The sequence below is a fragment of the Hominiventricola aquisgranensis genome, assembly GCF_040096225.1.
Lineage (GTDB): Bacteria > Bacillota > Clostridia > Lachnospirales > Lachnospiraceae > Hominiventricola > Hominiventricola aquisgranensis.
This window is the reverse complement of sequence record NZ_JBBMFC010000005.1, coordinates 145,076-151,164: the sequence shown is the minus strand read 5'-3', so window position 1 is coordinate 151,164 and position 6,089 is coordinate 145,076. Positions and strand designations below refer to the sequence as shown.

General features: G+C 44.8%; 5 protein-coding genes. 3 read left to right on the top strand and 2 right to left on the bottom strand.

Annotated features, from left to right (window positions below; genetic code table 11):
- Positions 1-126: 126 nt before the first annotated feature.
- Positions 127-1,308: a CDP-glycerol glycerophosphotransferase family protein gene (locus WMO62_RS04320; protein ID WP_349143916.1), complete on the bottom strand. Its 1,182-nt coding sequence runs from the start codon at positions 1,306-1,308 to the stop codon at positions 127-129.
- 120 nt (positions 1,309-1,428) lie between these two features.
- On the opposite strand from WMO62_RS04320, the gene WMO62_RS04315 reads away from it, so the two are divergent.
- Positions 1,429-2,436: an acyltransferase family protein gene (locus WMO62_RS04315; RefSeq protein ID WP_349143915.1), complete on the top strand. Its 1,008-nt coding sequence runs from the start codon at positions 1,429-1,431 to the stop codon at positions 2,434-2,436.
- A 28-nt stretch (positions 2,437-2,464) separates the two neighbouring features.
- The gene (pap, locus tag WMO62_RS04310; RefSeq protein ID WP_349143914.1) at positions 2,465-3,937 is read left to right on the top strand and encodes a polyphosphate:AMP phosphotransferase; all 1,473 of its coding nucleotides are present in this window, start codon (positions 2,465-2,467) and stop codon (positions 3,935-3,937) included.
- Positions 3,938-4,475: 538 nt separating this feature from the next.
- On the opposite strand, the gene WMO62_RS04305 is transcribed toward pap, so the two are convergent.
- Complete coding sequence (locus tag WMO62_RS04305; protein ID WP_118438222.1) at positions 4,476-4,943, bottom strand: hypothetical protein; 468 nt, start codon at positions 4,941-4,943, stop codon at positions 4,476-4,478.
- A gap of 194 nt (positions 4,944-5,137) precedes the next feature.
- Here WMO62_RS04305 and pyrF point away from each other — a divergent pair, with 194 nt between their 5' ends.
- Entirely contained in the window at positions 5,138-6,070 is a 933-nt protein-coding gene (gene pyrF, locus WMO62_RS04300; protein ID WP_118438221.1) for an orotidine-5'-phosphate decarboxylase, read from the top strand.
- Positions 6,071-6,089 lie beyond the last annotated feature (19 nt).

Below are 6,089 nucleotides of genomic sequence, written 5' to 3'. Positions count from 1 at the left end.
CGCATAGTATAATTACCATTGGTATTGTTATTTAGTAGCATAATTAATTATACCAAAAAATCGCTCAGACCTCACGGCCTGGGCGATTTTTCTGTCAGGGGAGTTTTTTTACAGCCCCTTTTTCTATCATTTCGTATGTTCCAGAATATAATCGACAACAGCCTCTGAGGCATGGCCATCATCATAATATTGCATTTTCTGCATGAACACTTCTCGTTTCTGTTCATATTCTTCTTCTGAATAGTCCAGAATATTTTTGAGCATCTGAGCATTGTTAAATGCAACCGGTGTAGGCAGGTCGGATAATTCCAGGTAGTAACCTTTGTCACGCTTCATCTGATCGTAATCCTCTGCATACAGGAAAGAAGGACGATCCAGCTGGATATAATCAAAGCCACAGGAAGAGTAGTCAGTAATGACCACATCACCGGCAGCCAGAAGCTCCTGGGAGTTGGGATAGGGAGATGCATTCAGGATACGGTCTGTATAATGAATATCAAAATCCGCTGCATTTACATTGGGATGCATGCGAACCAGCATATACCAGTCACCGCCGAAGCGTGTGGTGAAAGCTTCCAGACACTTTTCAAAATCAAGATGATACACATGTAATTTCCTGTTTTCTCTCCAGGTCGGCACATAGAGCACGATCTTTGCATCCATGGGAAGACCATAATATTCCCGGATCATGCGGCGGAGTGGCTCCTGATCCTGAAAATACAGATCATTTTTTGGAAGACCTTTCTCCATGATCGGACCGTCATACCAGAAGCAGCTGCGGAAGCACTGGGTCCAGAAGCGGCAGTTGGATAACAGAAGGTCGATGGCTTTGGAATCACGCTGCGCATAGCGGACATATTTATCTGTAAGTCCGCTTCCGGCATCACGTTCGATCTTTTTGAGACCAGGACCTGCGTGCCAGGTGTGGATGTAGGTCTGATTCTTTTTCTTCTTAAAATAGTAAAGCTTTCTGGTGGTATCTACCCAGCAGCCGGCAGTTGCCATATGGTATACAAAAGCTGCTGTGTTCGGAGGAACAAGGTTCAGCTCCTTTGGGAAAGGAAGTGCAGGATTACTGCAGACCCAGTACAGCTTATAAGGAATCTTTCTGCGGATGCATTCCTCAGCAATGTAGCGGGCATTGTCGCCAAATCCACCGCCGTTGAAATTGCTGAATACAATCTTGTGCTGATCCACGGGCAGCAGATAGCAGATCTGCCACACCAGCCAGATATAGAAATTGTGGAGGCGTGGATAGATACCGGCCAGCACAGGATATAACGGGGTACGCCGTAAAAAGTTTATCATAGGTAATCTCCATTTCTTGAAAGTATGGTCTCAACAAGCGGTTACAGTGTAACACATTCCTTGCCCCGTGACAATTGGTGTGCTAAACTAAAAACAGAATGATATGTAAATGGAGATTGTATGAAAGAGAGAAATGAATCCCTGGATTGTCTGAAAGGAATTGCGATCCTGCTGGTCATGTTCGGCCATGTGCAGGTACACAATCATATGACAGATCCGTACCTTTATGATGTAATAAAATCCATTCAGATGCCAATGTTTTTCCTGATCAGCGGGTATCTGGCAGGAACAGGAAAGAAGATTACCAATCTGGAACAATATAGAAAAAAGATCGGCAGACGGGCAGTGGCTTATCTGCTTCCGTTCTTCTCCTGGCTGGTGGTGCAGCATATGACATATGTGCCCCAGGCATTACGTACAGTCCTGTTTCAGCTGGACTATGGATTATGGTTTCTGATGGCATTATTTTTATTTACCGTACTGTGTTATACGGCACAGCTTCTTGAGACAGTTACGGAAAAAGAGATTGCCTTCTGGGCTGTCTGGCTGACAGGCTGTTGTGTGATATTAGTGTCTTATCTTGCTGGAGTCACATTTTTAAGTCCTTCTATTCTGATCATTTATCTGCCTTATTATACGGTAGCATATTTTGTGGGAAGACACCGGGAATTTGTGGAAACATATGCACCGGCTTCCATGCAGCGGTGGATCGCAGGACTTTGCGCTGTTGTATTTCTGGTGATGGTCGTGATGCTTGATCTGGTGACTGTGACCGGAATTGGGATGCTGGGAGTGCAGACGGCTGCTTCGTTTCTGGGCTGTTTCTGGCTGATCCGTATGGTATTGGACTGGAAAACCTGTGAGCTTAAGAGAAAGCTTTCAAAGCTTGGTACTTATACACTGGAGATCTATGTGATTCATTATCAGTTTGCGACAGTGTTGAATCCGGACAAGACCGCATATGCGTTCTGGAGCGTAGAAGGGCTTTTATATGCGGCAGCAGCATTTGTGGCTATGAGTGTGATCACAGGGGCATTGATCTATATCATTGATTATGTGAAACCGTTGAGATTCTTACTGTTTGGAAAAAGCGAAAAAAGATCAGGTATGGAAAATAGATCAACGTGAAAGAATAAAAGAGTAAGGGGGTATTAAAATGAAAATGTGGGAACCGACAGAATGTCCTGGAACGGAAGAACTGAAAGATCGTCTGCAGACGGTGCGGGAGAAGCTGGCTCGTCAGCAGATGCTGCTCAAAGAGAAGAAGCTTCCGGTTCTGGTGTTGATGGAAGGATGGGGAACTGCAGGAAAAGGAAACTGCATTGGCCGTGTGATCCAGAACATAGATCCCCGCTTTTTCAATGTGGAGTCATTGGAAAAGAAGACCGAAGAGGAAAAGAGAAAGCCATTTCTCTACCGGTATTTTAAGAGACTTCCGGAAGCTGGAAAGTTCGCATTTTTTGATTCAGGCTGGATGGATGAGACTGTACAGGAGAAGCTCTCTGGTGATCTGACGGAAAAGACATATGCAGACCGGATTGAAAGTGTTCGCAGATTTGAACGTCAGCTTACAGATAACGGATATCTGGTCATGAAATTCTTCCTGCATATTTCAGAAAAAGAGCAGGAAAAACGGATGGAAGTCCTGGAGAAAAAAGCAGATACTTCCTGGAGGATCAGCAAACGGGATGTATGGCAGCATAAACATTATAAAAAATGTCAGGAAGCTTATTTATCATTTATGAAAGACACCAGTCTGTCATCAGCACCCTGGTATATGATCGATGCGGAGTCCAGAAAATGGACAGAGCTGCAGGTGCTGGAATATCTGACTCAGGGGATCGACATTGCACTGAGCAATCAGGCACTGGCGGTGCCGCTTCTTCAGAATGTATTTCCCATGACGCAGATGCCGAAGCTTTCAGAGATCCCGCTTGATAAGGAACTGGATGACAATACTTATAAGGAAGAACTGGATCGGCTGCAGGCACGGCTGAGAGAACTGCATAACCGTCTGTATCGCAAGAAAGTTCCCGTGATCATCGCCTATGAAGGCTGGGATGCAGCAGGCAAGGGAGGAAATATCAAGAGGATCACCGGTGCTTTGGATCCGCGTGGATATGAAGTGCATCCAATTGCCAGTCCGGAGCCTCATGAGAAGGCAAGACATTATCTGTGGAGATTCTGGACAAGACTTCCTAAGACCGGGCATATTGCAATCTTTGACCGTACCTGGTACGGTCGGGTGATGGTGGAACGGCTGGAGGGATTCTGCAGTGAAAATGACTGGATGCGTGCGTACAACGAGATCAACGAATTCGAAAAGGAATTGCAGGATTGGGGTGCTGTGCTGATCAAATTCTGGGTGCAGATTGATAAGGAAACGCAGCTTGCCCGCTTTACAGATCGCCAGAATACACCGGAAAAACAGTGGAAGATCACGGACGAAGACTGGAGAAACCGAGACAAGTGGGATCAGTACGAGACCGCAGTCAATGAGATGATCCAGAAGACCAGCACAGTCTATGCTCCGTGGCATATTCTGGAATCCACAGACAAAAAATATGCCCGGATCAAGGCATTGCGGATTGTGGTAGAGGAGTTGGAGAAGGTTTTAGGCTGTTCATAATTTGTTCATTTATCTTTCAAAAAAGGTTAACGAACTTATCATGATTCCTTCACGATTGTTGCATATAATAAAATCATCAAAAGAAAGACAGCTAGTTAAATACTTTAAATAAAACTTTTTCATAATATGCCGAGTGAGCAGCACTCGGCATCCTCCCTTTTTAAGGCCCTTCCAGTTGCAGGAGGGCTCCTTTTTTGCACAGAAATCTAAAATTTTTTTGGCGAAAATCAGAGTTGATAAAAGAAATATGGAAATTTGAAAAAGCGTTGACTTTCAAGCCTTAAAACGTATAATAGGACTCAACAGGAGGAAAACTCCTGGAAGCCTAAAACGAAAAGTTATCAATGGAGATAGCACCGAAGCCCGGTACTGTCTTTTTTTTCGTTTTGCTTTTCTCTATCCCCTTAGTAGTTATATACATTTCAACGCAAAGATTCCAGGTTGTCCGGCCTGGAATTTTTGTGTTCGGAAAAATAACACAGAAAAAAGGAGCTGCCGTAATCACATCTTACGACAGCTCCTTTCATCTGGTAATGATTTATTTCATGCATAAGAATTTGAATACTGCAACGATCGGCAGGAATCCGGACACACATCCAAGCACCTGCTCTTCGCTTTCTGTCTTGCCATCCAGCTCTGCAAACATTTTTGCGTAAATCGATCCCATAAATACAATATTCAATGCAATATTCAGGACATTGGAAAGCCATCCCGGGAACGGCAGGAATCCAAGTACCAGAAGCAGGATCCACCACAGTTTGAACAGAAGTGCCGGGACAGTGAAGCTTCCGAACAATTCTACCGGGTCTTCATCTTTTGCTGCCGCATCTGCACATGCAAAAGTGCAGCCATACGGAATCCATGCAAGCCATGCCTTATCATATCCCAATGCCTTCAATGCCTTCATGTGTGCGTAAGAAAAAATCACATAGCAGGCGATTGCAATAATAAGGATAACTGCTGCAATTCCAACTCCCAGTCCAATAATAGCATTTGCATAACTCATACTCTTTCCCTCCAGTGGTAATTGATAGATTCAGTATAACGGACTGTATATTTCATGTCAATTTTTGCCGGACATCTTAAGCAAAACTTAAGTTTTTAGAACGCGATTACGTTGAAATACCTGTCCACATATGCTAAACTTATACCCAGAAAATGGGCAAAGCCCAGAAAACAAGCAGAAAAAGGAGATATCTCATGATTAATAAGCTGATCAACAAGATTCAGAAGACAAAAGCACCGATTGTTGTAGGACTTGATCCGATGCTTTCCTATGTGCCGGAGCACATCCAGAAAAAGGCATTCGCAGAGTATGGCGAGACTCTGGAAGGGGCGGCAGAGGCTATCTGGCAGTTTAATAAAGAAATCGTAGACAAGACCTATGATCTGATCCCGGCAGTAAAGCCGCAGATCGCCATGTACGAGCAGTTCGGTATCGAGGGACTGAAGGCATATAAGAAGACAGTAGACTACTGTAAATCCAAGGATCTTGTGGTGATCGGAGATATTAAAAGAGGTGATATCGGATCTACATCAGCAGCTTATGCAGTGGGACATCTGGGAAAAGTACAGGTAGGAAGCAAGACTTATGCAGGATTTGACGAGGATTTTGCAACCGTCAATCCGTATCTGGGATCTGATGGCGTGAAGCCGTTTATCGATGTATGCAAGCAGGAGAACAAAGGTCTTTTCATTCTTGTGAAGACCTCCAATCCGTCCAGTGGAGAGTTCCAGGATCAGAAGATCGATGGAAAGCCGCTCTATGAGCTGGTGGGAGAGAAGGTAGCCCAGTGGGGAGAAGAGCATATGGGAGAGAGTGGATACAGCTATGTTGGAGCTGTAGTAGGAGCAACCTATCCGGAGCAGGGCGAGATCCTTCGTAAAGTTATGCCGAAATCCTTTATTCTGGTGCCGGGTTACGGTGCACAGGGCGGAAAAGGCAAGGATCTGGTTCATTTCTTCAATGAGGATGGACTGGGAGCTATTGTAAACTCTTCCAGAGGAATCATTGCTGCTTACAAGCAGGAAGCTTATGCAAAATTTGGTGCAGAGAACTTCGGAGACGCTTCCCGTGCAGCGGTAGAGGCAATGATCGCAGATATTCAGGGTGCGCTGACTGCAGCGAAATAAACTTCAGAAGAGAGGACAG

Coding starts and splice junctions, on each gene's coding strand:
- WMO62_RS04320 (WP_349143916.1), bottom strand. CDS start 1,308: ATGATAAACTTTTTACGGCGTACCCCGTTATATCCTGTGCTGGCCGGT.
- WMO62_RS04315 (WP_349143915.1), top strand. CDS start 1,429: ATGAAAGAGAGAAATGAATCCCTGGATTGTCTGAAAGGAATTGCGATC.
- pap (WP_349143914.1), top strand. CDS start 2,465: ATGAAAATGTGGGAACCGACAGAATGTCCTGGAACGGAAGAACTGAAA.
- WMO62_RS04305 (WP_118438222.1), bottom strand. CDS start 4,943: ATGAGTTATGCAAATGCTATTATTGGACTGGGAGTTGGAATTGCAGCA.
- pyrF (WP_118438221.1), top strand. CDS start 5,138: ATGATTAATAAGCTGATCAACAAGATTCAGAAGACAAAAGCACCGATT.